We start from the raw sequence: 23798 nt of genomic DNA, 5'->3' as shown, positions 1-23798 counted from the left end.
TGAGGAGTAAGGTCCATGGCCGTACAACAGAATAAACCAACCCGTTCCAAACGTGGCATGCGTCGTTCCCATGACGCGCTGACCGCAGTCACCAGCCTGTCTGTAGACAAAACTTCTGGTGAAACCCACCTGCGTCACCACATGACCGCTGACGGTTTCTACCGCGGTCGCAAGGTTATCACTAAGTAATCACGCGCAAGCGTGATGAAGCTTAGTGAGGCTTTCCCCGCTCAGGCGGGGATAAACCGAACCAGGCTCTGACGATACCTTGACACGTCTAACCCTGGCGTTAGATGTCATGGGGGGCGATTTTGGCCCCTCCGTGACAGTGCCTGCAGCTTTGCAGGCACTGAATTCTAATTCGCAACTCACTCTCCTGTTAGTCGGCGATCCCGACGCAATCACGCCATTACTTGCCAAAGCTGATTTCGAGCAGCGCTCTCGCCTGCTTGTTGTTCCTGCACAGTCAGTTATTGCCAGTGATGCGCGCACGGCGCAGGCGATCCGTAATAGTCGCGGTACGTCAATGCGTATTGCGCTGGAGTTGGTGAAAGAGGGGCGCGCCCAGGCCTGCGTCAGCGCAGGCAATACCGGGGCGCTGATGGGGCTGGCGAAGTTGCTGCTCAAACCCCTCGATGGCATTGAACGCCCGGCGCTGGTGACGGTATTACCGCATCAGCAAAAGGGCAGAACGGTGGTGCTCGATCTGGGTGCGAATGTCGATTGCGATAGTACGATGCTGGCACAATTCGCCGTTATGGGTGCCGTCATGGCGGAGGAGATCCTTGAGATCGCCAACCCGCGGGTCGCTCTGCTCAATATTGGTGAAGAGGAGAGCAAAGGCCATGACAATATCCGCGAAGCTGCCGCGTTATTACGCGAAGCGCCATCCATCAACTACATTGGTTACCTGGAAGCGAACGAATTATTAACCGGCAAGACGGATGTGCTGGTGTGTGACGGTTTCACCGGAAACGTCACGCTAAAAACCATGGAAGGGGTTGTCAGAATGTTTCTTTCGCTGCTGAAATCGCAGGGCGAAGGAAAAAAAAGGGCGTGGTGGCTCATCTTACTCAAACGTTGGTTACAAAAAAGTCTGATAAGTCGATTCAGCCACCTCAACCCCGACCAGTATAATGGTGCCTGTCTGTTAGGATTGCGCGGCACAGTGATTAAAAGTCACGGCGCAGCCAATCAGCGCGCGTTTTGCGTCGCGATTGAGCAGGCAGTGCAGGCGGTGCAGCGGCAAGTCCCACAACGGATTGCCGCTCGCCTGGAATCTGTGTACATCGCGTCGGCTTCGTCTGCACTGGGCGACGAAAGCAAGAACGTATGTATATTATCCAAGAGTGACTGAGCGCACATGTATACAAAGATTATTGGTACCGGCAGCTATCTGCCAGAACAGGTTCGAACAAACGCCGATTTAGAAAAAATGGTCGATACCTCCGACGAGTGGATTGTCACGCGTACGGGTATTCGTGAGCGTCGTATTGCTGGGGCAAACGAGACTGTATCGACTATGGGCTTTGAGGCCGCTAAACGCGCGCTCGAAATGGCCGGCATCGATAACGATCAGATTGGCTTAATCATTGTCGCAACCACTTCAGCGACCCACGCTTTCCCAAGCGCTGCCTGCCAGATCCAGAATATGCTGGGGATTAAAGGTTGCCCGGCGTTTGACGTTGCCGCCGCCTGCGCAGGCTTTACCTATGCCCTGAGCATTGCCGATCAATACATCAAATCCGGTGCGGTAAAAAATGCGCTGGTAATCGGCTCCGATGCGCTGGCGCGTACGCTCGATCCGGAAGATCGCGGTACGATTATCCTCTTTGGCGACGCTGCGGGCGCTGCCGTACTGGGCGCTTCAGAAGAGCCGGGGATTATCTCCACGCATATGCACGCTGACGGAAGCTATGGCGAACTGCTGACGCTGCCAAATCTCGATCGCGTAAACCCGGAAAATCCGACCTATTTAACGATGGCGGGTAACGAAGTCTTTAAAGTTGCCGTCACCGAACTGGCGCATATTGTTGACGAAACGTTGGCTGCCAATAACCTTGAGCGCAGCGAGCTGGACTGGCTGGTGCCGCACCAGGCAAACCTGCGCATTATCAGCGCAACGGCGAAAAAACTCGGCATGTCGATGGACAATGTAGTGGTAACACTCGATCGTCATGGCAATACGTCTGCCGCTTCCGTGCCTTGTGCACTGGATGAAGCGGTGCGCGACGGGCGCATTAAAGCTGGTCAGCTGATCCTGCTTGAAGCCTTTGGCGGCGGGTTCACCTGGGGCTCTGCGCTGGTACGTTTCTGAGTATAAGGATAAAAAAATGACGCAATTCGCATTTGTGTTTCCGGGGCAGGGTTCCCAGACTGTCGGCATGCTGGCCGACATGGCTGCAACCTGGCCGGTTATCGAAGAGACTTTCCAGGAAGCTTCAGCGGTGCTGGGCTACGATCTCTGGGCGCTGGTGCAGCAAGGCCCGGCGGAAGAGCTGAACAAAACCTGGCAGACGCAGCCGGCACTGTTGACGGCTTCTGTCGCGCTGTGGCGCGTATGGCAGCAGCAGGGCGGTAAAACGCCTGCGCTGATGGCAGGTCATAGCCTTGGCGAATACTCTGCGCTGGTTTGCGCAGGCGTGATCGCCTTTGCTGATGCGGTTCGCCTGGTTGAACTGCGCGGTAAGTTTATGCAGGATGCTGTTCCGGCAGGTACCGGTGCGATGTCCGCGATTATCGGTCTTGATGACGCCGCAATTGCACAGGCGTGTGAAGCCGCTGCCGAAGGGCAGGTCGTCTCGCCGGTAAACTATAACTCACCGGGCCAGGTTGTCATTGCGGGTCATAAAGAAGCCGTTGAGCGTGCGGGGGCTGCCTGTAAAGCCGCTGGCGCAAAACGTGCGCTGCCGCTGCCGGTAAGCGTTCCTTCCCACTGCGCGTTGATGAAACCTGCGGCGGAGAAACTGGCTGCTGAGCTAAGCAATATTACGTTTAATGCGCCGCAGATCCCGGTCGTGAATAACGTCGGTGTGGCGTGTGAAACTACCCCGGAAGCGATTCGCGATGCGCTGGTGCGCCAGCTCTACAGCCCGGTTCAGTGGACCAAAAGCGTTGAGTTTATGGCGTCACAGGGCATTGAGCACCTGTATGAAGTGGGCCCGGGTAAAGTCCTCACCGGCCTGACTAAACGTATTGTTGACACCCTGACAGCCTCGGCGTTGAACGAGCCGGCGGCGATGTCAGAGGCACTTGCGCAATAAAAGAGGAAGACCATGAGTTTTGAAGGAAAAATCGCGCTGGTTACCGGTGCAAGCCGCGGTATTGGCCGCGCAATCGCCGAAACCCTCGTAGCCCGTGGCGCGAAGGTGATTGGTACTGCGACCAGCGAAAGTGGCGCGCAGGCAATCAGCGATTATCTGGGTGCGAACGGTAAAGGTTTGCAGTTAAATGTGACCGACCCTGCATCTATCGAATCTGTGCTGGAAAACATTCGCGCTGAGTTTGGCGAGGTCGATATTCTGGTGAACAACGCCGGTATCACCCGTGACAATCTGCTGATGCGCATGAAAGATGATGAGTGGAACGATATTATCGAGACCAATCTTTCATCTGTTTTCCGTCTGTCAAAAGCGGTAATGCGAGCTATGATGAAAAAGCGTCATGGGCGTATTATCACTATCGGTTCTGTGGTTGGTACCATGGGAAATGCCGGTCAGGCCAACTACGCTGCGGCGAAAGCGGGTCTTATCGGTTTTAGTAAATCGCTGGCGCGTGAAATTGCGTCCCGCGGTATTACGGTAAACGTTGTTGCTCCGGGTTTTATTGAAACGGACATGACGCGTGCGCTATCTGACGATCAGCGTGCGGGTATTCTGGCGCAAGTGCCTGCAGGCCGTCTCGGCGGTGCGCAGGAAATCGCCAGCGCGGTTGCATTTTTAGCCTCTGACGAGGCGGGTTACATCACTGGTGAGACCCTGCACGTCAACGGCGGAATGTATATGGTTTAACCACGATGAAATTTATTTGCGTTATTGGGGTGAAAAGCCTCAAAATAGCGTAAAATCGTGGTACGAACTGCCGGGATTTAGTTGCAAATTTTTCAACATTTTATACACTACGAAAACCATCGCGAAAGCGAGTTTTGATAGGAAATTTAAGAGTATGAGCACTATCGAAGAACGCGTTAAGAAAATTATCGGCGAGCAGCTGGGCGTTAAGCAGGAAGAAGTTACTAACAATGCTTCCTTCGTTGAGGACCTGGGCGCTGATTCTCTTGACACCGTTGAGCTGGTAATGGCTCTGGAAGAAGAGTTTGATACTGAGATTCCGGACGAAGAAGCTGAGAAGATCACTACCGTTCAGGCTGCCATTGATTACATCAACGGCCACCAGGCGTAAGTGAACATCTCCAGGCGGTCATTCGACCGCCTGAGTTTTATCTAAGCAATCCCACGAATCTCTTTTTTTATCCCTCCCTGGAGGACAAACGTGTCTAAGCGTCGTGTAGTTGTGACCGGACTTGGCATGTTGTCTCCTGTCGGCAATACCGTAGAGTCTACCTGGAAAGCTCTCCTTGCCGGTCAGAGTGGCATCAGCCTGATCGACCATTTCGATACTAGCGCCTATGCAACCAAATTTGCTGGCTTAGTAAAGGATTTTAATTGTGAAGAGTACATTTCGCGCAAAGAGCAGCGCAAAATGGACGACTTCATTCAATATGGAATTGTCGCTGGTATTCAGGCCATGCAGGATTCCGGCCTGGAAGTAACCGAAGAAAACGCCTCGCGTATTGGCGCGGCGATTGGTTCTGGCATTGGTGGTCTCGGCCTGATCGAAGAAAACCACAGCTCCCTCGTTAAGGGCGGGCCGCGTAAAATCAGCCCGTTCTTTGTTCCGTCGACCATTGTGAATATGGTGGCTGGCCATTTGACCATTATGTTTGGTCTGCAAGGCCCCAGCATTTCAATTGCGACTGCCTGTACTTCAGGCGTGCACAACATCGGTCACGCGGCGCGTATCATTGCCTATGGCGATGCAGATGCGATGCTGGCGGGTGGTGCGGAAAAAGCGAGTACACCGCTTGGCGTTGGTGGTTTTGGCGCAGCGCGCGCGCTCTCCACGCATAACGACAATCCGCAGGCCGCAAGCCGTCCGTGGGATAAAGACCGTGATGGCTTTGTCCTCGGCGATGGCGCAGGCATCATCATGCTGGAAGAGTACGAACACGCGAAGAAGCGCGGTGCAAAAATCTATGCTGAAATCATCGGCTTTGGCATGAGCAGCGATGCTTACCACATGACTTCTCCACCGGAAAACGGCGCGGGTGCGGCGAAAGCGATGATTCATGCGCTTCGCGATGCGGGCCTTGAGCCGTCTCAGATTGGCTATGTGAACGCACACGGCACTTCAACACCTGCGGGCGATAAAGCCGAAGCGCAGGCAGTGAAGTCCGTATTCGGCGACGCAGCTTACAACGTAATGGTCAGCTCGACGAAATCGATGACCGGCCACCTGCTCGGTGCGGCGGGTGCAGTAGAATCAATCTACTCCATCCTGGCACTGCGCGACCAGGCTGTACCGCCAACCATCAATCTGGATAATCCGGATGAGGGTTGCGACCTTGATTTTGTGCCACACGAGGCGCGTCAGGTCAGCGGTCTGGAGTACACCCTGTGTAACTCCTTCGGCTTCGGTGGTACCAACGGCTCGCTGATCTTCAAAAAAGTGTGATCAACCTGCCGTATAAAGGCCCGCTTGCGGGCCTTTTCTATTCTGATTTATCCCCCTTGTCCTCGGCTTTTCATCCTGCCAAACTGTCTGCCCATGCATACAAGGAGTCGCTATGTTCTTGATTAATGGCACAGAGCAGGCCTCGCTTGCGGCCAATGACCGGGCGACGCAGTTTGGCGACGGCTGTTTTACCACCGCACGCATTATCGACGGGCAGATTCAATTTGCTGCCGCTCACCAGCAGCGTCTGCGGCAGGGGTGCGAGCGCCTGGCGATCCCGTTTGCCGACTGGTCTGCGCTTGAGCAGGAGATGACCATGCTGGCGAAAGAGCACGATGAAGGCGTTATCAAAGCGGTGATCACGCGCGGCGTGGGCGGACGTGGCTACAGCCCGGCCAACTGTTCTGCGCCGACGCGCATTGTCTCCTTTGCACCGAGGCCAGCGCACTATGCGCGCTGGCAGCAGGAGGGGGTCTCCCTTGCGCTCAGTGAGATCCGTCTGGGGCGCAATCCTGCGCTTGCCGGTATCAAACACCTTAACCGGCTGGAACAGGTGCTTATTCGCCTCGGGCTTGAACAAACCGACGCTGATGACGCGCTGGTGCTCGACAGCGACGGCTGGATCACCGAGTGCAGCGCGGGAAATCTCTTCTGGCGACAGGGTAAAACGGTGTTTACGCCCAGGCTCGATCAGGCGGGTGTGGATGGCATTATGCGGCAATATTGCCTGCGCCAGCTGGCATCTTCTGCGTTTAACGTTGTCGAAGTGAACGCCGGGCTCGATGCGCTGGCACTGGCAGACGAAGCCATTATTTGTAACGCGCTGATGCCCGTTGTACCGGTTCGCCAGTGGGCGGACAGGCAGTGGCAGGCGCGCGATCTGTACCATTTTTTAGCCCCTCTTTGTGAGCGCATGAATCCATTATGAAAAAACTCTTTGGCGTTGTACTCATTCTGCTCGCGGTACTGGTTGTTGCCGCAGGCGCTGGCGCCTGGAAGGTGCGGCAGCTGGCCGACAGCAAAATTTTGATCAAAGACGAAACCATCTTCACCTTGCCAGCAGGCACCGGGCGCACAACGCTTGGCGAGCTGCTCTATCGCGAAAAGGTGATTAATCGTCCGCGCGTATTCCAGTGGTTGCTGCGCCTGGAGCCCGATCTTTCGCATTTTAAAGCCGGTACCTACCGCTTCACGCCCAACATGACCGTGCGGGAGATGATGCAGTTGCTGGAGAGCGGCAAAGAGGCGCAGTTCCCGCTGCGCTTCGTTGAGGGGATGCGGTTAAGCGACTACCTGAAACAGCTGCGCGACGCGCCATACATTAAGCACACGCTGAAAGATGATGACTACGCAACCGTAGCGCAGGCGATAAAAATGGCGCACCCGGAGTGGGTCGAAGGGTGGTTCTGGCCCGACACGTGGATGTACACCGCCAATACTACCGACGTCGCGCTGTTGAAACGCGCGCATCAAAAAATGGTGCAGGCCGTTGCCCGCGCCTGGGAAGGGCGCGCTGAAGGGCTGCCCTATAAAGATGAAAATCAACTGGTGACGATGGCCTCGATCATTGAGAAAGAGACCGCCGTCGCCGGTGAGCGCGACCGGGTAGCCTCGGTGTTTATTAACCGGCTGCGCATCGGGATGCGTCTGCAGACCGATCCGACGGTAATCTACGGGATGGGGGCGCGATATAGTGGTAAGCTGTCGCGCGCCGATCTGGAGGCACCGACGGATTACAACACCTATGTTATTAACGGCCTGCCGCCGGGGCCGATTGCCACGCCGGGTGAAGCCTCACTGAAAGCCGCGGCGCATCCGGCAAAAACGCCATATCTCTATTTTGTTGCCGACGGTAAAGGCGGGCATACGTTTAACACCAATCTCGCCAGTCATAACCGATCGGTGCAGGAGTACCTGAAAGTACTTAAGGAAAAAAATGGGCAGTAAATACATCGTCATTGAAGGGCTGGAAGGCGCGGGCAAAACCACCGCGCGGGATGTCATTGTCGACACGCTGAAAACGCTCGGCGTTGGCGACATGGTCTTCACCCGCGAGCCGGGCGGCACGCTGCTGGCAGAAAAGCTGCGCAGCCTGGTGCTGGATATCCGATCCGTCGGGGATGAAGTGATCACCGATAAAGCCGAAGTGCTGATGTTTTACGCCGCCCGCGTTCAGCTGGTGGAGACGGTGATCAAACCTGCGCTGGCAAGCGGAAGCTGGGTAATTGGCGATCGCCACGATCTCTCCACCCAGGCCTACCAGGGCGGCGGACGCGGTATCGATCAAACCCTGCTTACCACGCTGCGCGACGCGGTGCTCGGCGATTTCCGCCCCGATTTAACAATCTATCTTGATGTGACGCCGGAAGTGGGCCTCAAACGCGCCCGCGCGCGCGGCGAGCTTGACCGCATTGAGCAGGAGTCGCTCGATTTCTTCAACCGCACGCGTGCCCGCTATCTGGAACTGGCGGCGCAAGATGCGACTATTCGTACCATTGATGCCACTCAGTCGCTGGAAGAGGTTGTAGCCGATATTCGCCGCACCGTTACCGCATGGGTGGAGGAGCAGGGCGCATGAAATGGTATCCGTGGCTACGGCCGGACTTTGAACAACTGGTCGCCAGTTATCAGAGCGGGCGCGGGCACCACGCGTTACTGATCCACGCCCTGGAAGGGATGGGCGACGATGCGCTCATCTACGCCATTAACCGCCTGCTGCTCTGCCAGACGCCGCAAGGAAATAAAAGCTGCGGTCGCTGCCGCGGCTGCGAATTGATGCAGGCCGGTACGCACCCCGATTATTACGTGCTTGCCCCGGAGAAAGGGAAGTCGACGCTGGGCATCGATGCGGTGCGTGAAGTGAATGAAAAGCTGTATGAGCACGCCCGGCTCGGCGGCGCGAAAGTCGTCTGCCTGCCGGATGCCGCGCAGCTCAGCGACGCTGCTGCCAACGCACTGCTCAAAACGCTTGAAGAGCCGCCCGCGCAGACATGGTTTTTCCTTGCCTGCCGCGAGCCTGTGCGGCTGTTACCGACCCTGCGCAGCCGCTGCCGTATACATCACTTAGCGCCACCCGCAGAACAGTACGCCGCGACGTGGCTTTCGCGTGAAGTGACAATGTCACAAGAGGCAATTCTTACCGCGCTGCGCCTGTCGGCCGGCTCGCCGGGTGCTGCTCAAGTATTGTTGCAGGATGATAAGTGGAAGCAGCGTCAGACCCTGTGTGAAGCGGCAAACACCGCGCTGGCTGGCGGTGACTGGCTGGCGATGCTGCCCGCGCTAAACCATGACAATGCTCCGGAGCGGCTGCAGTGGCTTGCTTCGCTGATCCTTGACGCGCTGAAACTGCAGCAAGGCGCAACACTCATTACCAACGTCGATGCTCCGGCGCTGGTGCAGGGTTTCGCCCGCCAGTGGCGCAGCGACACGCTGCATGCGCTTTTGCATGCGCTGTTTACCTGTCGTGAGCAGCTGCTGAGCGTTGTTGGCGTCAACCGCGAGCTGCTGCTGACCGATTTACTGTTAAATGTGGAGCGTTACCTGCACTCCGGCGTGACGCTTCCTGTATCCCATCTATAAGAGAGACATTATGTTTTTAGTCGACTCGCACTGCCATCTCGATGGCCTTAACTATGAAACGCTGCATAAAAATGTGGACGATGTGCTGGCGAAAGCCGCCGCGCGCGATGTGAAGTTCTGCCTCGCGGTTGCCACGACGCTGCCCGGATACCGGTCAATGCGTGAATTAGTCGGCGAGCGTGAGAATGTGGTTTTCTCCTGCGGCGTACATCCGCTTAATCAGGATGAAGAGTACGAGGTGGAAACCCTGCGCCAGCTGGCGGCAGAAGAGGGGGTGGTGGCAATGGGTGAAACCGGCCTCGACTACTTCTATACCCCGGAAACCAAGCCGCGCCAGCAGGACTCTTTCCGCAACCATATCCGCATTGGGCGCGAGCTGAATAAACCGGTGATTGTGCATACGCGTGACGCGCGTGCCGATACGCTGGCGATTTTACAAGAAGAGAAGGTGCAGGATTGCGGCGGCGTACTACACTGCTTTACCGAAGATCGTGAAACGGCCGGTAAGCTGCTGGATATGGGTTTTTATATCTCCTTTTCCGGCATCGTCACCTTCCGTAACGCTGAGCAGCTACGTGACGCCGCGCGCTATGTGCCGCTCGATCGCCTGCTGGTGGAGACAGATTCACCCTATCTGGCACCGGTGCCGCACCGCGGGAAAGAGAACCAGCCCGCCATGACGCGCGATGTTGCAGAGTATATGGCGGTGCTGAAGGGTGTCCCCATTGAAGAGCTTGCCCAACAGACGACGCAAAACTTTGCCCGCCTGTTCCATATCGCCCCGTCGCGTCTGCAATTAGCCTGAAAAGCAGCTTATTTTAGTACTCGTAATTAATAACCGATAAGAGTAAAGTTCACCGCCATAAAATGGGCGGTGACGGTTACAATTTGACCTAAACAGAGCGGCAAATGTAAGGCAATGTGAGTTTTATTGTCGATGCTGGCTGAAACGTGATAGCGGTCAAACAAACCTGAAACGATTTATTTTACTCTGTGTAATAAATAAAGGGCGCTTAGATGCCCTTCCCACGGCGCGGTTCTCCCCCCGTGCCAATGCGCGAAAGCGTAGAAAAAAGCACTAATACTCAGGAGCACTCTCAATTATGTTTAAGAATGCATTTGCTAACCTGCAGAAGGTCGGTAAATCGCTGATGCTGCCAGTATCCGTACTCCCTATCGCAGGTATCCTGCTGGGCGTCGGTTCTGCAAACTTCAGCTGGCTGCCAGAAGTGGTTTCCCATGTTATGGCCGAAGCGGGCGGTTCCGTTTTCGCCAACATGCCGCTGATCTTCGCGATCGGTGTGGCCCTTGGCTTCACCAATAACGACGGCGTTTCCGCACTTGCCGCCGTTGTCGCCTACGGCATTATGGTTAAAACCATGGCGGTGGTTGCGCCGCTGGTTCTGCATTTACCTGCTGAAGAGATCGCGGCGAAACACCTGGCAGACACCGGTGTGCTTGGCGGTATCATCTCTGGTGCGATCGCAGCGTATATGTTTAACCGCTTCTACCGTATCAAGCTGCCTGAGTATCTGGGCTTCTTCGCGGGTAAACGCTTTGTGCCGATCATCTCTGGTCTGGCAGCAATCTTCACTGGCGTGATCCTCTCCTTTATTTGGCCGCCGATCGGTACTGCTATCCAGACCTTCTCTCAGTGGGCTGCTTACCAGAACCCGGTTGTCGCGTTCGGTATCTATGGCTTCATCGAGCGCTGCCTGGTGCCGTTTGGTCTGCACCATATCTGGAACGTACCTTTCCAGATGCAGATTGGTGAATTCACCAACGCCGCAGGTCAGGTGTTCCACGGCGATATCCCGCGTTACATGGCAGGTGACCCGACCGCAGGTAAACTCTCCGGTGGCTTCCTGTTCAAAATGTACGGTCTGCCGGCTGCCGCGATTGCTATCTGGCACTCTGCGAAACCGGAAAACCGCGCCAAAGTGGGCGGTATCATGATCTCCGCCGCGCTGACCTCGTTCCTGACCGGTATCACCGAGCCGATCGAGTTCTCCTTTATGTTCGTGGCGCCGATCCTGTACGTTATCCATGCGATTCTGGCAGGCCTGGCCTTCCCGATCTGTATCCTGCTGGGTATGCGTGACGGTACCTCGTTCTCTCACGGTCTGATCGACTTCGTCGTGCTGAGCGGCAACAGCAGCAAACTGTGGCTGTTCCCGATCATCGGTATCTGCTACGCAGTGGTTTACTACACCGTCTTCCGCGTGCTGATTAAAGCGCTGGATCTGAAGACGCCGGGTCGTGAAGAGACCACCGAAGAGAGCAAAGCTGGCGTAACCAGCGAAATGGCTCCGGCTCTGGTTTCCGCGTTTGGCGGCAAAGAGAACATCACCAACCTCGATGCGTGCATCACGCGTCTGCGTGTCAGCGTGGCTGACGTAGCAAAAGTGGATCAGGCTGGCCTGAAGAAACTGGGCGCTGCGGGTGTGGTTGTTGCCGGTTCCGGCGTTCAGGCGATTTTCGGTACCAAATCCGATAACCTGAAAACCGAGATGGATGAGTACATCCGCAACAGCTAAGCCATAGTCTGGGGAGACTGAGGGAGCCTGATGGCTCCCTTTTTTATTGCCCTGCATTTGTAGGCCGGATAAGCGTCAGCGCCATCCGGCATTGCGGTTTAGCCGGAAGGCGGCGTTGCCTTATCCGGCCTACAGGTAGCCAATAAAAAAGGAGCCCGCAGGCTCCTTTTGTTTACTGATGCGATATCAGAAGCGGTAATTAGCGCTCACTGAGAAGTTACGCGGCTCGCCATATACATAGGAGCGGCTGTCGACGTTGGTGTCATATTTCTTATCAAAAAGGTTATCGATGTTCGCCTGCACCGAGAGCTGCTTAGTAACCTGATAACGGGCGAAAAGGTCGACCAGCGCATAGCTGCCCTGTTCAGAGCGGAAATTGCCGTTCGCAGTGCTGACATTCGCCCAGGTGCTGTTCTGCCAGTTAACGCCGCCGCCGACGGTTAACTCTTGCAGCATCGGCAGGCGATAGCTGGTGAAGGTTTTGATCGACGTACGCGGCAGGTTCGGGTTCACCGCATTGCCATCTTTATCATCGGCAACATAGCGTGTGGCGCCAAAAGTCATCTGCCAGTTGTCCGTCAGCGCACCGTTAATTTCCAGTTCAACACCTTTACTCACCGCGCCATCAACCGCTTCATACGCGCTTTCGCCGCTGGTGCCCGGCACCACGCCACCGGTTGTCTGACCAAGGTTATCCTGCTCTATACGGAACACGGCGAGCGAAGCGGTTAAACGGCTGTTCATCCAGTCAGATTTCACGCCCAGCTCGTAATTTTTCCCGGTGACCGGCGAGAGATATTTCCCCTGCGCGTCGCGGTACTCCTGCGGTTTAAAGATGGAGGTGTAGCTGGCGTAGGTCGACCAGGTATCGTTGATGTCGAAGATCAGGCCCGCATAGGGTGAGAGGTTGTTCTTCTCCAGATCCTGCGTCAACGTCTCAAGTTTGTATTTGGTATAACGCGCGCCCGCAATCAGATGCAGCGGATCGGCAAGTGATATACGCGTCGCGAGGTAGGCTGACTGCTGACGAATAGTATCTTCCTGCGCCAGGCTCAGCGGCGCCCATTGTGTTTCCGGGTAGTTGCCGTTGAAGTTGCTGTAGTTGCCGAGCGAGGTATCGAGGATATTCTCCCACGAGCTAAAGTAGCGGTTATTTTGCTTGCTCAGATTGCCGCCGACCATCAGCTCATGCTGGCGGCCAAACAGTTCATACGAGCCATTAGCAAAGGTATCCAGCGCATCGACTTTACGCATGCCGGTGTTATATCCGGTACCGCCAACATAGGGGTAAGAGGCACCATAAGGGCTGACCATCAGTCCGGTGGATTTATCGACCGTGCCGTCGACATAGAGCGCTTTACTGTCGAGCTGCGTCTCGGTATGGGTGCCGTTCACCGTCAGCAGCCAGTCACTGCCGAGACCCTGCTTCAGCGTCGCGAAGGTGCGTTTGGAGACTTTATTGTTATAGGCCCAATCCGGCGCGGTGCTGTCGCTGCGGCTCGGGTGGGTTTTTGTGCCGTCGGTATACCAGCGCGGCAACCCGCCCCACGTTGGGCTATCAACGTCGGTCTCCTGGTAGTCATAGCCAACGGAGAAAGCCGTCGACGCAGTCAGATCGACATCCAGCACGCCGTAGAAGAACTTCTTCTCCTGGCTGTAGCGATCAAGCCAGCTGTCATTATGCTGGTAACCGGCCACCGCACGGCCGCGGATCCTGCCATCATCCGTCAGCGGCGTGGAGACATCCGCGACGTAACGCTGTTTATTCCAGCTGCCATACTCGGCCGAAACGTTTGAGGTGAATTCGCGGCTGTCGGCGTGCTTGCGCACCATATTTACGGAAGCGGATGGATTGCCCGCCCCGGTCATCAGCCCGGTTGCGCCGCGTACCACTTCAATGCGCTCATACATAGCCGTATCGGAGAGCGCATCGCCCAGGTTCCAGCGGGTTTCAAAAATCGTCGGAATACCGTCGACCATATAGTTATCAATCAGGAAGCCGCGCGAGTAGTAGGTGCTGCGATCGGAGTCTGCCGCGCTCTCGAACACGCCGGTGGTGTTCTTCAGCACATCGCCCAGTGTTTCCAGCTGCTGATCCTTCATCCGCTGTTGGGTAGTAATGCTGATGGATTGAGGAATATCGCGCTGCACCAGCGTCATTTTGGTGCCCGCCGCAGTGGTCTGCGTATTGTAATCCTGTTCGGTCAGAGCACGAGCGTCGGCAGCACTGGTTCCTTCAACGACCACCGTCTCTTCACTGCTGGCGGCAAAACCGGTGGCCGGGGTGAGCGCGAAAGCAATGGCAACGGCCAGCAGGGAAGGGGCGGCCGTACAGGCGCGTGCGCCGAAGCGGCCATTCTGCGGGAAAGACATGATAAACCCTTAATGGTGTGTGAGCAGAACCCGCAGCCAGTACGTTGCTGGCTACGGGAAGTAAATGCGTCAGCGCAAGGCGCGCATGGAAATGCAAATGCGAAATATACGCATTCACTTAACTGGTGTAAACAGATGTAATTATCGATTATGAAATGCGATTTCATCTGTGCCGGGCGGCGTCTGCGCCTGCCACAATCAGGCCCGGCGTAAAAGGGGAAAGAAAAACAGCGTTATAGTTGAAAGAACAAGAGAATCTCGATCATACTCTAGGGCACATAATTGACGACGACGGCGGGCCTGGCCCGCACTCATAAAAGGAAAACGTCATGGCCGAAGAGACCATTTTCAGCAAAATCATTCGTCGCGAAATTCCGGCGGACATCGTTTATCAGGATGAACTGGTTACCGCCTTTCGCGATATCTCTCCGCAAGCACCAACACATGTGCTGATCGTGCCGAACCTGCTTATCCCAACCGTCAACGATGTAACGCAGGCCCATGAGCAGGCGCTGGGGCGCATGATGACTGTTGCTGCGAAAATCGCCCGTGATGAAGGGATTGCCGAAGATGGCTATCGCCTGATCATGAACTGCAATCGTCACGGCGGGCAGGAGGTTTACCATATTCATATGCACCTGGTGGGTGGGCGCGTGCTGGGGCCGATGCTGGCTCATAAAGGGCTTTAAGATGAGCGTCGCGCGTGTTGCGTTACTGCTGACGGCGTTAGCGCTTGTCGGCTGCGGCTCCCGGCCCGCAATCCCGGTCGCCAGCAATCAAACGCTGGTGATGGAGTCCTCCATCCTTGCCGCAGGCATCATCGCGCAGCCGCCGACCATGAGCCGGGAGGCGCTGCAGCCTTCCGCCTCATCAAAGATCTATAACGAACGCCAGCAGCCCGTCACGCTGCACTATCGCTTTTACTGGTATGACGCCAGAGGTCTGGAGATGCACCCGCTGGAAGCGCCGCGCAGCGTAACGGTTCCCGGTAATGCCACCATGACACTCTACGGCAGCGCTAACTATCTCGGCGCGCACAGCGTCAGACTCTATCTCTATCTCTAAGAGGTGACACTTGATTAAGACCATTGGACGCTACGCGTTACTGACCACACTTGCCATGCTGCTTGCAGGCTGTATCACCGACCAGCAACCGGCTCCAGTTGAGCAGGCAGGCGGTGGCGCGACGCAACCGGCGCAACCTCAGCAGCCGCAGCAGCCGATTCCGGGCGTGCCTTCTGTGCCAACGCTGCCGCAGCAGCCAGGCCCGATTGAACATCAGGATCAGAACGGCCAGCCGACGCCGCGCGAGCGTCATTACGACTGGAACGGCGCAGTACAGCCGATGGTGGGCAAAATGTTGCAGGCCAGCGGTGCCAATGCTGGCAGCGTTCTGCTGGTGGACAGCGTAAACAACCGCACTAACGGTTCGATTAACACCGGTGAAGCAACAGAAGTGGTGCATAACGCGCTGGCAAACAACGGTAAATTCACCCTGATTACCGCCCAGCAGCTGGCGGTCGCCAAGCAGCAGCTCGGCCTGTCGCCGCAGGACAGCCTCGGCACGCGCAGCAAAGCAATGGGCATTGCGCGCAACGTCGGCGCACAGTATGTGCTCTACTCCAACGCAACCGGCAATGCCAATGCGCCTTCGCTGCAAATGCAGTTAATGCTGGTGCAGACCGGCGAGATTATCTGGTCAGGTAAAGGTGCCGTTCAACAGCAGTAATCTGACGCGTGACGCCATCCTGTCACGCGACTTTCCGCACTACGCTCCCGTCGCCAGCCAGCATGTTGGGCTGAGCGGCGGGAGCTGTCTGATAAGCGACGGGCAGCAGACGCTGGTGCTTCGCCATCAGCATCAGGCCGCGCCAGCCGCCTTTCTGCGCCAGTATCGTCTGTTGCGCCATCTTCCTGCCACTATTGCGCCGCAGCCCCTTTTTTTCGCGGCTGGCTGGATGGCGATCGACTATATTCCCGGCACGATCGACACCGCGCTGCCGCAGGCCGACGCGCTGGCGAGATTGCTGTATGATCTGCACCGGCAAAAATGCTTCGGCTGGCGCATCACGCTATTGCCGCTACTGGAGCGCGACTGGCAGTGCAGCGCGCCCGCACGGCGCACACCCTTCTGGCTGCGGCAGCTAAAACGGCTGCGGCGTCAGCGTGAGCCACTGCCGCTGCGCCTTGCGCCCCTGCATATGGATGTTCACGCCGGGAATATTGTGCACGGCGAAAAGGGGCTGCGGCTTATCGACTGGGAGTATGCCGGCGACGGCGATGTGGCGCTGGAGCTGGCCGGGATGTGGTGCGAAAACGAGGCGCAGCGCCGTGATATTGCCGCGCGCTATGCCGGTCAGGCGAATATCGATCCGCCTCTGCTCTGGCGGCAGGTTAAGCGCTGGCGGCCATGGGTGTTAATACTAATGGTCGGCTGGTATGAACGCCGCTGGCAGCAGACCGGCGATCAACAATTTATTATGCTGGCGAATGAAATATGGCGTCAGCTTCAGTCTGAAGGATAAGAGAGGTAAGTGTGGGTCCAGTGATGTTGGATGTTGAAGGGTACGAACTGGATGCGGAGGAGCGCGAGATCCTGGCGCATCCGCTGGTTGGCGGCTTGATCCTCTTTACCCGGAATTATCACGATCCCGAACAGCTGCGCGAGCTGGTGCGCCAGATCCGCGCGGCTTCACACCACCGGCTGGTGGTGGCGGTCGATCAGGAGGGCGGGCGCGTGCAGCGTTTTCGCGACGGCTTTACCCGCCTGCCGGCGGCGCAATCTTTCGCGGCGCTACTTGGCATGGAAGAGGGTGGTCGACTGGCGCAGGAGGCGGGCTGGCTGATGGCGAGCGAAATGATCGCCATGGATATTGATATCAGCTTTGCGCCGGTGCTTGATGTCGGGCACATCAGCGCGGCGATCGGTGAGCGTTCATACCATGCGGATGTGCAGAAAGCGTTAACGCTGGCCACCCGCGTGATTGATGGCATGCACAGCGCAGGCATGAAAAGCACCGGCAAACACTTCCCGGGCCACGGCGCGGTAACCGCAGACTCGCACAAAGAGACGCCGTTCGATCCGCGCCCATTGGCGGAGATCCGCGCGAAAGATATGTCTATTTTTAAGACGCTGATTGAGCAGAGCAAGCTGGATGCCATTATGCCCGCGCATGTTATCTACACCGATGCCGATCCGCGTCCGGCCAGTGGCTCACCCTGGTGGCTGAAAACCGTGCTGCGCGGTGAGCTGGGTTACGACGGCGTGATTTTCTCCGACGATCTCTCGATGGAGGGGGCGGCGATCATGGGCAGCTACGCTGAACGCGGGCAGGCGTCGCTGGATGCCGGTTGCGATATGATCCTGGTCTGTAATAATCGTAAAGGTGCCGTTGAGGTACTGGATAACCTGTCACCGATCAATGCAGAGCGTGTTACACATTTGTATCATAAAGGTTCTTTTTCTCGTCAGGAGTTGATGAGTTCGGCGCGCTGGAAAGCGGCTCACCACGAGCTGGAACAGCTGCACGAACGCTGGCAGGCGCATAAAGCTGCGCATTAACCCTGCGGACAAACCGTCGAAGTGGTGAGGATACCATGATTATCTATTTACACGGTTTTGACTCGAACAGCCCCGGCAACCACGAAAAGGTGCTGCAACTGCAGTTTATCGATCCTGATGTCCGGCTGATTAGCTACAGCACGCGGCATCCGAAACATGATATGCAGCATCTGCTCAAAGAGGTGGATAAAATGCTGCAGCTCAACGTCGATGAGCGCCCGCTGATTTGCGGCGTCGGTCTGGGCGGTTACTGGGCAGAGCGCATCGGTTTTCTCTGCGATATCCGCCAGGTTATCTTCAACCCCAATCTCTTCCCTTATGAAAATATGGAAGGGAAGATCGACCGGCCGGAAGAGTACCGGGATATTGCCACCAAGTGCGTCGCCAACTTTCGTGAAAAGAACCGCGACCGCTGTCTGGTTATCCTCTCGCGTCAGGATGAGGCGCTGGACAGCCAGCGCACTTCAAATGAGCTGCACCACTATTACGAGATTGTCTGGGACGAAGCGCAGTCCCATAAGTTCAAAAACATCTCACCGCATCTGCAGCGCATTAAAGCCTTCAAAACCCTCGGTTAATTCCCCCTTTGCGGCAGGTTTCCCCCTGCCGCAGCACGCCTTTTTTCTACCTCTTTAGCGCGTAATTTGCGCCGGCACGGCTACACGTGCTCATCTTTGCGGCAGCAAAACTTGATATATATCAATTTTGGTATGACCATTGAACCGTTCGTGATATTCTCGTGGTCAATGCTTAGTTGCCAGCGCGTAAACCATTGTTAATTAAGGGCTATTTTTATAACTTTTAGTTAACAATTGGTTAATATTTTAGGGGGTCACTTTGACTACACCATTGAAAAAAATCGTGATTGTAGGCGGTGGTGCTGGCGGGCTTGAGCTGGCAACGCAGTTAGGCAAGAAGCTGGGTCGCGGTAAAAAAGCGAAAATCACCCTTGTGGATCGCAATCACAGCCATTTATGGAAACCACTGCTGCATGAAGTGGCGACCGGCTCCCTCGATGAAGGCGTCGATGCGCTGAGCTATCTGGCGCATGCGCGTAATCACCATTTCCAGTTCCAGCTCGGTTCCGTTATCGACATCAACCGCGAAAGCAAAACGCTGACGCTGGCTGAACTGCGTGACGAGAAGGGCGATCTGCTGGTGCCGGAGCGCAAGCTGGCGTATGACACGCTGGTAATGGCGCTGGGCAGCACCTCTAACGACTTCAACACCCCGGGCGTGAAAGAGCACTGCATCTTCCTCGACAACCCGCACCAGGCGCGTCGTTTCCATCAGGAGATGCTTAACCTGTTCCTGAAATACTCCGCTAACCTTGGCGCAAACGGCAAAGTGAATATCGCTATTGTCGGCGGCGGGGCAACGGGCGTTGAGCTGTCAGCTGAACTGCATAACGCGGTCAAACAGTTGCACAGCTACGGCTATAAAGGGCTGACCAACGAGGCGTTGAACGTAACGCTGGTGGAAGCGGGCGAGCGTATTCTCCCTGCGCTGCCGCCGCGTATTTCGGGCGCTGCGCATAATGAGCTGACCAAAATGGGCGTGCGTGTCCTCACGCAGACGATGGTCACCAGTGCCGATGAGGGCGGTCTGCACACCAAAGAGGGTGAGTATATTCAGGCCGACCTGATGGTGTGGGCTGCGGGCATCAAAGCGCCGGACTTTATGAAAGAGATTGGCGGCCTTGAGACTAACCGCATCAATCAGCTGGTGGTGGAGCAGACGCTGCAAACCACGCGCGATCCGGATATCTACGCCATTGGCGACTGTGCCTCCTGCGCACGTCCGGAGGGCGGTTTTGTGCCGCCGCGCGCCCAGGCTGCGCACCAGATGGCAAGCCTTGCGCTGCATAACATCCTCGCGCAGATCAAAGGCAAGTCGTTGAAGAATTACGTCTATAAAGATCACGGCTCACTGGTGTCGCTCTCTAACTTCTCTACGGTCGGTAGCCTGATGGGTAACCTGATGCGCGGCTCGATGATGGTAGAAGGGCGTATTGCGCGCTTCGTCTATATCTCGCTCTACCGTATGCACCAGGTGGCGCTGCACGGTTACTTCAAAACCGGGCTGATGATGGTGGTGGGCAGTATCAACCGCGTGATCCGCCCGCGCCTTAAGCTCCACTGATCCTTCTGCTGCTCTCGGCCTTTTGGCGCGGGAGCAGCATATCCCTCTGCCTGATGTGCCTTTAGCGCTCAGACAACTCTGAATAACTCTGCTTTCACCTGCCGAACCCCTATTTTTGCGCGATTTCTGATTGGCTGCCCTCTTGCACCATTGCAAAATTGTTACCAATAGCCAACCAGGGAGAGAATCCTGTGAATAAATCAATGTTAGCGGGTATCGGTATTGGCGTGGCCGCTGCACTGGGCGTTGCCGCAGTCGCCAGCCTCAACGTTTTCGATCGCGGGCCGCAATATGCGCAGGTGGTATCAGCCACGCCGATCAAAGAGACGGTGAAAACGCCGCGAGAGGCGTGTCGCAATGTCACGGTAACGCATCGTCGTCCGGTGCAGGATGAGAACCGTATTACCGGTTCCGTGCTGGGTGCGGTAGCAGGCGGTGTGCTTGGCCATCAGTTTGGCGGCGGGCGCGGACGCGATGTAGCGACCGTCGTCGGCGCGTTAGGCGGCGGTTATGCAGGCAACCAGATTCAGGGCGGTATGCAGGAGAGGGATACCTACACGACCACTCAGCAACGCTGCAGCACGGTATATGACAAATCGGAAAAAATGCTCGGTTATGACGTGACCTATAAAATCGGCGACCAGCAGGGGAAAATCCGCATGGATAAAGATCCTGGCACGCAGATTCCGCTGGATAACAACGGTCAGCTGATTCTGAATAACAAAGCATAAAAAAGCAGTACTCTGCATATTGGCTCCTCATCGCTCAGGCTGAGGAGCCTTTTTTTGCCATAAAAAAGCCTCGCATCATGCGGGGCTTTTTCGTTGTTAAATAAAGTCTTGTTGGCGAACAACCAGCAATCCGGTAATGAGGACAGAGACAAATGCAAACAGTACCGAGCCACCCAGCAAGACCCACAGACCAAATAACAATGTAATTACTATTAACACTTTGATGAATGGTAATAGCAAAATCATTTCCATTTCCTTCTGCATGTGATTAGTCAGTAAAAGACCCTTTATCCTCATAAGAATGTTCGGTACTACGCGTAGAGTGAGAGCAAGGGAAAAATGATGCCTGAAAAAACATACTTATTGTTTTATATTGCCGCCGACAATGATTAGCGACGCAATAATCACAATTAAGCATAGCAAAGCCGGGAAAATGGCTGATAGTTTTTACCTATCGTTGAATTGTGCAATCACTATCACAGAGAGGAAATGAGACGGAAATCCGTCTCATTTTTTTATTACGCTTTGATCAAATCTGGCCACAGGCGCAGGGTGGTGCGGGTGATTTGCAGCAGCTTCTCAAGGCTTGCGCCTTCGCGGGCGCTGATGGACATGCCCTGTAAGATGCAGCCAAGAAACTGCGCAAGGGAGGCGATATCCACGCCTGCCGGGATCTCGCCTTTCGCCTGCCGCTGCGCGAGGAAGTGCTGCAATGTCTCCTCCTGGCGGGCATGACGCGTTTTAATCGTCTTCGCAATCTCCTGCGACGAGGCGGCAAGCGTCGCAGAGGTGTTAATCATAAAGCAGCCCGCGGGCGTATCGGTGCTGGTGAAACACCTTGCGATGGCAGAGAAATAGTCCAGCAACGCCTGTTCTACCGGCTTCTCTTCGCACTCCAGCAACGCTTCATGCTGCCTCGCGAAACGGGCGATATAGCGATCGAGGACCGCGCGAAACAGCCCCTCTTTATTGGTGAACTCTGCGTAGAGCGTCGGTGCTTTTGCCCCGGTCGCTTCTACCAGATCGGAGAGTGATGTGGCTTCATAGCCATGCTGCCAGAATAGCGTCATGGCTTTATCGAGCGCCGCTTCCCTGTCGAACACTTTCGGTCGGCCACGGCTTTTTTTCGTACAACTGCTGACTTCACTGGTCATATCGCCGCTTCTTTGTTGGTTTGTTGAATAGCCATTATAAAAATAATCCTGGTGAATGACCAGCCGCAAAACCGCACATATTAATAAATCATATGCTTATGAAAATTAATAACTATTTAAATTAGTTAGTGATCGTTATAAAAAAATATTGACGGGTGATATAGATCACACTTATGATTTCCCTATCGATCGTTAACTTAATGCTTAACGACCCCCGTTCACCTGCATCAGGACAATCATTATGAAAACCATCAATACGCTGTTTACCGCTGCTGTTTTAAGTACTCTCTCATTCGCCAGCTTTGCCGCCGTTGAGGTGCAGTCCGCACCGGCCGGGCAGCAGGAGCTGACCGCCATTGGCGTGACCGGCAGCACCAACCTCGCCTCCGTTGAGAAAAAAGTGGCTGAGAAAGCCGAACAGCTGGGCGCGTCCTCTTACCGTATTACTTCCGTGACCGGCTCCGATCGCCTGCACGGTACCGCAGTGCTCTACAAATAAGCTCACCACCCTCGAGCTACGCCACTGCAATAAAAAAGGCCCTGCACAACGTGCAGGGCCTTTTTGTTTATGCGCGGGCGCTACATCGCCTGCATACTCTCTTGCGCATGTTTGGTCACGTCCACCGGCATACCCGAGCGCAGCTCAATAGCCTGCGCCATCACCGCCGCATCGCTTTCAGCCTGAAACGTCTTCATCGCCGCATTGAGCGGGATCGGCAGCGTTTTCGGATCATCATTGATCGATTCGGAGAGCGGCTGATGCACCTCCACCAGCCGCGTGCCGTCTGGCTCGACGGAGGCTTTAATCGGCGTATTGATGATATTCACCGGCGTGCCGGGGCTGATTGCAGCAAACAGCGCGGCAATATCGCTATCCCGCAGGCGAATACACCCGGAGCTGACGCGCATACCGATACCAAAATCGGCATTGGTGCCGTGCAGCAGGTAAACGCCACCGTAAGCGGCCAGGCGAATCGCATGATGACCCATCGGGTTATCCGGCCCGGCTGGCATCACCGGCGGTAACTCGATTCCGCGCGCTTTGTAGCGGGCGCGGATATTGGCGGTTGGCGTCCAGGTTGGGTTGGCCCGTTTATCGGAAACGGTGGTCACCATCGTCGGCGTTAACGTATCGCCACCCAGTTGGCCAATGCCGATCGGGTAGATGGTGACCTCGTTTTTTCCGGGGGGATAGTAGTAAAGACGCAGCTCGGCGAGGTTAATAACAATTCCTCTGCGCGGCACATCCGGCAGCAGTGTTTGCAGCGGGATGGTGACAACGCTGCCGGCGCGCGGCACGAAAGGATCAATACCGGGATTAGCCTGTAACAGCGCGAGAAAGCCAACGTCATATTTTTTGGCGATTGCCTCCAGCGAACCGCCATCGTTCTCAACAATATGGAAACGGTTTTCGCCTACCAGCTTGCTGCCTGCAGGCGGCAGTGGCCAGGTATTCGCCCGGGCGGGAAGGGCAAAGATAAGCGTAGCGGCGACGGCGAACAGCGTCATCCAGTGAGCGAAGCGCGACATTTTAAACATGATCATAATCCATGTAAATCATAAGGTTATTTCTATAAGACAGCTCAATAGGATTATGCTCATCACGTTCGTCGGGAAACCCTGGTTATTGCAAAGCATTTGTAAATATTACAAAAAAAGACGCGGATAATGGACAAAGGTATTCGGTCCGTAGGCCGGATAAGGCGGTACGCCGCCATCCGGCAAAAAGCGGGCAGGATGTTCGACCCTTGCTCCAAAAACATGCCTGATGGCGCTACGCTTATCAGGCCTACAAAACCGTGCCGGGTGATGCATGGCTGCGATCCCGTAGGCCGGATAAGGCAACGCCGCCATCCGGCAAAAAGCGGGCGGGATGTTCGCCCCTGGCTCCCAAAAACATGCCTGATGGCGCTGCGCTTATCAGGCCTACAAAAGAGCACGATCCCGTAGGCCGGATAAGGCAACGCCGCCATCCGGCAAAACGGCG

The 23798-nt window shown here is 55.8% G+C and carries 25 protein-coding genes; 22 read left to right on the top strand and 3 right to left on the bottom strand.

The window, feature by feature from the left end; genetic code table 11:
* Positions 1 to 15 precede the first annotated feature (15 nt).
* From rpmF to ptsG, 13 genes are all read left to right on the top strand, one after another.
* Positions 16 to 189: a 50S ribosomal protein L32 gene (rpmF, locus tag SOM48_RS02275; protein WP_006819481.1), complete on the top strand. Its 174-nt coding sequence runs from the start codon at positions 16 to 18 to the stop codon at positions 187 to 189.
* A 79-nt stretch (positions 190 to 268) separates the two neighbouring features.
* Positions 269 to 1357, top strand: a complete 1089-nt coding sequence (gene plsX, locus SOM48_RS02270) for a phosphate acyltransferase PlsX (RefSeq protein WP_320511362.1) — start codon at positions 269 to 271, stop codon at positions 1355 to 1357.
* A gap of 6 nt (positions 1358 to 1363) precedes the next feature.
* Complete coding sequence (locus SOM48_RS02265; protein ID WP_139964961.1) at positions 1364 to 2317, top strand: beta-ketoacyl-ACP synthase III; 954 nt, start codon at positions 1364 to 1366, stop codon at positions 2315 to 2317.
* 16 nt (positions 2318 to 2333) lie between these two features.
* The gene (gene fabD, locus SOM48_RS02260; RefSeq protein ID WP_320511361.1) at positions 2334 to 3263 is read left to right on the top strand and encodes an ACP S-malonyltransferase; all 930 of its coding nucleotides are present in this window, start codon (positions 2334 to 2336) and stop codon (positions 3261 to 3263) included.
* Positions 3264 to 3275: 12 nt separating this feature from the next.
* Positions 3276 to 4010 carry a 3-oxoacyl-ACP reductase FabG gene (gene fabG / locus SOM48_RS02255; protein ID WP_128483190.1) on the top strand — a complete coding sequence of 245 codons (735 nt, stop codon included), beginning with the start codon at positions 3276 to 3278 and terminating at the stop codon, positions 4008 to 4010.
* A 154-nt stretch (positions 4011 to 4164) separates the two neighbouring features.
* Positions 4165 to 4401 (top strand): acyl carrier protein, encoded by a 237-nt coding sequence (gene acpP / locus SOM48_RS02250; protein WP_000103754.1) that lies wholly within the window; start codon positions 4165 to 4167, stop codon positions 4399 to 4401.
* A gap of 90 nt (positions 4402 to 4491) precedes the next feature.
* A complete protein-coding gene (gene fabF / locus SOM48_RS02245) occupies positions 4492 to 5733 on the top strand; it encodes a beta-ketoacyl-ACP synthase II (RefSeq protein WP_076769687.1) in 1242 nt (413 codons plus the stop codon).
* Positions 5734 to 5845: 112 nt separating this feature from the next.
* Positions 5846 to 6661, top strand: a complete 816-nt coding sequence (gene pabC / locus SOM48_RS02240) for an aminodeoxychorismate lyase (RefSeq protein ID WP_320511360.1) — start codon at positions 5846 to 5848, stop codon at positions 6659 to 6661.
* Positions 6658 to 7680 (top strand): cell division protein YceG, encoded by a 1023-nt coding sequence (yceG, locus tag SOM48_RS02235; RefSeq protein WP_042713171.1) that lies wholly within the window; start codon positions 6658 to 6660, stop codon positions 7678 to 7680. Before pabC ends, yceG begins: the two co-directional genes overlap by 4 nt.
* Positions 7670 to 8311: a dTMP kinase gene (tmk, locus tag SOM48_RS02230; RefSeq protein WP_128483186.1), complete on the top strand. Its 642-nt coding sequence runs from the start codon at positions 7670 to 7672 to the stop codon at positions 8309 to 8311. The genes yceG and tmk overlap by 11 nt, the downstream gene beginning before the upstream one ends.
* Complete coding sequence (gene holB, locus SOM48_RS02225) at positions 8308 to 9312, top strand: DNA polymerase III subunit delta' (protein ID WP_320511359.1); 1005 nt, start codon at positions 8308 to 8310, stop codon at positions 9310 to 9312. Before tmk ends, holB begins: the two co-directional genes overlap by 4 nt.
* Positions 9313 to 9322: 10 nt before the next feature.
* On the top strand, positions 9323 to 10117 hold the full coding sequence (locus tag SOM48_RS02220; RefSeq protein WP_320511358.1) for a metal-dependent hydrolase: 795 nt from the start codon (positions 9323 to 9325) through the stop codon (positions 10115 to 10117).
* A gap of 298 nt (positions 10118 to 10415) precedes the next feature.
* Positions 10416 to 11849, top strand: a complete 1434-nt coding sequence (ptsG, locus tag SOM48_RS02215; protein ID WP_023481473.1) for a PTS glucose transporter subunit IIBC — start codon at positions 10416 to 10418, stop codon at positions 11847 to 11849.
* Positions 11850 to 12035: 186 nt separating this feature from the next.
* Here ptsG and fhuE read toward each other — a convergent pair whose 3' ends face one another.
* A complete protein-coding gene (fhuE, locus tag SOM48_RS02210) occupies positions 12036 to 14222 on the bottom strand; it encodes a ferric-rhodotorulic acid/ferric-coprogen receptor FhuE (protein ID WP_320511357.1) in 2187 nt (728 codons plus the stop codon).
* Positions 14223 to 14551: 329 nt separating this feature from the next.
* On the opposite strand from fhuE, the gene hinT reads away from it, so the two are divergent.
* From hinT to SOM48_RS02170, 8 genes are all read left to right on the top strand, one after another.
* The gene (gene hinT, locus SOM48_RS02205) at positions 14552 to 14911 is read left to right on the top strand and encodes a purine nucleoside phosphoramidase (RefSeq protein WP_054803910.1); all 360 of its coding nucleotides are present in this window, start codon (positions 14552 to 14554) and stop codon (positions 14909 to 14911) included.
* Position 14912: 1 nt separating this feature from the next.
* Positions 14913 to 15287: a YcfL family putative periplasmic lipoprotein gene (locus SOM48_RS02200; RefSeq protein WP_054803909.1), complete on the top strand. Its 375-nt coding sequence runs from the start codon at positions 14913 to 14915 to the stop codon at positions 15285 to 15287.
* 10 nt (positions 15288 to 15297) lie between these two features.
* Positions 15298 to 15951, top strand: a complete 654-nt coding sequence (gene lpoB, locus SOM48_RS02195) for a penicillin-binding protein activator LpoB (protein ID WP_054803908.1) — start codon at positions 15298 to 15300, stop codon at positions 15949 to 15951.
* A complete protein-coding gene (thiK, locus tag SOM48_RS02190; protein ID WP_320511356.1) occupies positions 15932 to 16747 on the top strand; it encodes a thiamine kinase in 816 nt (271 codons plus the stop codon). Before lpoB ends, thiK begins: the two co-directional genes overlap by 20 nt.
* An 11-nt stretch (positions 16748 to 16758) precedes the next feature.
* Positions 16759 to 17784, top strand: a complete 1026-nt coding sequence (nagZ, locus tag SOM48_RS02185) for a beta-N-acetylhexosaminidase (protein ID WP_054803906.1) — start codon at positions 16759 to 16761, stop codon at positions 17782 to 17784.
* A gap of 35 nt (positions 17785 to 17819) precedes the next feature.
* Complete coding sequence (gene ycfP, locus SOM48_RS02180) at positions 17820 to 18362, top strand: alpha/beta hydrolase YcfP (protein ID WP_054803905.1); 543 nt, start codon at positions 17820 to 17822, stop codon at positions 18360 to 18362.
* Positions 18363 to 18621: 259 nt separating this feature from the next.
* A complete protein-coding gene (locus SOM48_RS02175; protein WP_128483181.1) occupies positions 18622 to 19926 on the top strand; it encodes an NAD(P)/FAD-dependent oxidoreductase in 1305 nt (434 codons plus the stop codon).
* A gap of 191 nt (positions 19927 to 20117) precedes the next feature.
* Positions 20118 to 20657, top strand: coding sequence for a glycine zipper 2TM domain-containing protein (locus SOM48_RS02170; RefSeq protein WP_023481678.1), 540 nt, complete (start codon positions 20118 to 20120; stop codon positions 20655 to 20657).
* 518 nt (positions 20658 to 21175) lie between these two features.
* On the opposite strand, the gene SOM48_RS02165 is transcribed toward SOM48_RS02170, so the two are convergent.
* Positions 21176 to 21811 carry a TetR/AcrR family transcriptional regulator gene (locus SOM48_RS02165; RefSeq protein ID WP_076769689.1) on the bottom strand — a complete coding sequence of 212 codons (636 nt, stop codon included), beginning with the start codon at positions 21809 to 21811 and terminating at the stop codon, positions 21176 to 21178.
* A 241-nt stretch (positions 21812 to 22052) separates the two neighbouring features.
* Between SOM48_RS02165 and bhsA the strand changes: the two genes are divergently transcribed.
* A complete protein-coding gene (gene bhsA, locus SOM48_RS02160; RefSeq protein WP_042715368.1) occupies positions 22053 to 22310 on the top strand; it encodes a multiple stress resistance protein BhsA in 258 nt (85 codons plus the stop codon).
* Positions 22311 to 22390: 80 nt separating this feature from the next.
* Here the strand turns inward: bhsA and ldtC are convergent, their stop codons facing one another.
* The gene (ldtC, locus tag SOM48_RS02155) at positions 22391 to 23350 is read right to left on the bottom strand and encodes a L,D-transpeptidase LdtC (RefSeq protein ID WP_139567084.1); all 960 of its coding nucleotides are present in this window, start codon (positions 23348 to 23350) and stop codon (positions 22391 to 22393) included.
* Positions 23351 to 23798 lie beyond the last annotated feature (448 nt).

This window comes from Kosakonia sp. CFBP8986 (assembly GCF_034044935.1).
GTDB classification, from domain to species: Bacteria; Pseudomonadota; Gammaproteobacteria; order Enterobacterales; family Enterobacteriaceae; genus Kosakonia; species Kosakonia cowanii.
Note: the sequence above shows the minus strand (reverse complement) of the source record. Positions and strands in the feature narration are given on the sequence as shown.